Origin of the sequence: Candidatus Palauibacter australiensis, from assembly GCA_026705295.1 — a bacterium.
GTDB classification, from domain to species: Bacteria; Gemmatimonadota; Gemmatimonadetes; order Palauibacterales; family Palauibacteraceae; genus Palauibacter; species Palauibacter australiensis.
The window spans coordinates 1-2,405 of record JAPPBA010000133.1; the positions used below are offsets into that span (position 1 = coordinate 1).

Annotated in this window: 1 protein-coding gene; it reads right to left on the minus strand. The window is 70.5% G+C overall.

All coding sequences use genetic code 11. From position 1 onward, the window contains the following. A partial coding sequence (locus OXN85_10820; protein MCY3600446.1) for a PKD domain-containing protein occupies positions 1 to 2,405 on the minus strand: 2,405 nt, incomplete at both ends.

Consider the following 2,405-nt stretch of genomic DNA (forward strand, 5'->3'; position numbering starts at 1 on the left):
GCCGTCACCGGCGCGCCCACCGCCGTCCCCGCGGGAGAATGCTCCGGGACCGAACGCTCGAACGCCGCGCTCGCGAAGGCCGGCGCGCGGTTCGCGGCCGCCGCCGTCGCCCCCTCGCCCGACTCGGACCACGCGCCCGCGCCCTCCGGGCTCACCGCCCGGACCTGCACCAGGTGGTCCGTGCCCGCCGGCAGGTCCGTCACCGTGTGTTCGAGCACGACGCCCAGCGACACCTCGGTCCAGCCGGAGGCGGAGGCGGCGCGGTGGCGAACGTCGTAGCCGGTGATCGCCGGACCCGTGTTCGACGGAGCCTGCCATGTCGCGGTCACCTGGCCGTCGCCGCCCGTCACGGTCGGCTTCGCGGGCCTGCCCGGAGGCGGAACGTCCGTCACCCGGATCGTCACCGCCGCGGTGTCCGCCAGCGTTCCGTCGGTCGCCACCACCGACACCGAATGCGTCTCGGCGCTCTCGTGGTCCAGGGACGCGCCCGCCGCCACCGTGATCCGGCCCGTGGACGCGCCGATCCCGAACAACGCCGCGTCGCCCCCGGACGCCAGCGCGTAGCTCAGCGTGTCCCCGTCCGGGTCCGCCGCCGTCACCGGCGCGCCCACCGCCGTGCCGCCGGGCGAGTTCTCCGGGATCGAACGCTCGAACGCCGCGCTCGCGAAGACCGGGGCGCGGTTGCCCGGAGACGGATCGGTGACCGTCACCCGGAAGCTCTGCGACGCGGTCTTGCCGCCGGGGTCCCGCGCCGTCACGGTCACGTCGGCACGCCCCTTCGCAACGCCCTTGACCGACACCGTCGAGCCGCTCACCGAAACCGTCGCCACGGCCGTGGCCGAAGACCGCGCCGCGTACGTCAGCGCGTCGCCGTCCGGATCGCTGAAGTGCGAGGACACCCGCACCGGCACCGTCTTGCCGCTCTCCACCGAACGCGCCGGGATCGCGCTCTCGACCCTCGGCGCCCGATTCGTTGGGGGCGGATCCGTGACCGTCACCCGAAAACTCTGCGACGCGGTCTTGCCGCCGGGATCCCGAGCCGTGACGGTCACGTCGGCGCGCCCCTTCGCCACGCCCTTGACCGACACCGTCGAGCCGCTCACCGAAACCGTCGCCACGGCCGTGGCGGAGGACCGCGCCGCGTACGTCAACGCGTCGCCGTCCGGATCGCTGAAGTGCGAGGACACCCGCACCGTCACCGTCTTGCCGCTTTCCACCGAACGCGCCGGGATCGCGCTCTCGACTCTTGGTGCGCGGTTCGTCGGGGGTGGCGGTGGCGGGTCCGTCACGGTGACCTTGAATTTCTGATGAGCTTCCTCTCCATCCGGATCGCTGGCCGTCACCGTGATCGTCGCCTCGCCCACTGCGATGCCGTTGAATGCGACCCGGCTTCCCGTCACCGAGACCGTGGCCACCGTTGTCTTCGACGAATAGGCGGTGTATGTGAGCTGGTCCCCGTCCGGGTCGCTGAAGTAGTCCGCGACATCCACGCCGCCCGATTTGCCGCGCTCCACACTTCGGTCCCTGATCGTGCCTTTCGGCCTCGGCGAATGGTTCGGCGGAGGGGTCGTGGTCGTGTCCGGCTCGACCGTGATCGTGACCTTGTCCGTGTCCGTCGCGCCTTCGTTGTCCTCGACCTCCAGCGTGAAGGTGTACGACTTGGTTGCGCCCGTTGTCGGCGCCGTGAAGTACGGGGTCGAGGTGCCGCTGCCGGTCAGCGCCACCGGACCCGTCCACTTCCATCCCGCGATGTTCCCGTCGGAGTCGCTGCTGTCCGTGCCGTCGAGGTCCACCCGCTCGCCTTCCTTCGCGGTCTGATCCGGCCCTGCATCGGCGTCCGGGGGCTCATTGGGCACCACCTTGATCGTCACTTTGTCGGAATCGGTCGCGCCATCGTCGTCAGTCACCTCCAGCGTGAAGGTGTACGACTTGGTCGCACCCGTTACCGGCGCCGTGAAGTACGGCGTCGAGGTGCCGCTGCCGGTCAGCGCCAGCGGACCCGTCCATTTCCAGCCCGCGATGGTCCCGTCGGAGTCGCTGCTGCCCGTGCCGTCCAAGTCCACCCGCTCGCCTTCCCTCACGGTCTGATCCGGCCCCGCATCGGCGTCCGGGGGCTCATTGGGGATCACTTTGATCGTCACGTTGTCGGAGTCGGACGCGCCGCCGTTGTCCTTGATCTCCAGCGTGAAGGTGTACGACTTGGTTGCGCCCGTTATCGGCGCCGTGAAATACGGCGTCGAGGTGTCGCCGTCGTTCAGGGCCAGCGGACCCGTCCACCTCCACTCAACGATGCTCCCGTCGGAGTCCCTGCTGCCCCTGCCGTCCAGGTCCACCCGCGCGCGCTCTTCCACCGTCTGGTCCGGCCCCGCATTGGCGTCCGGGGGTACGTTGACTACCGTGATCGT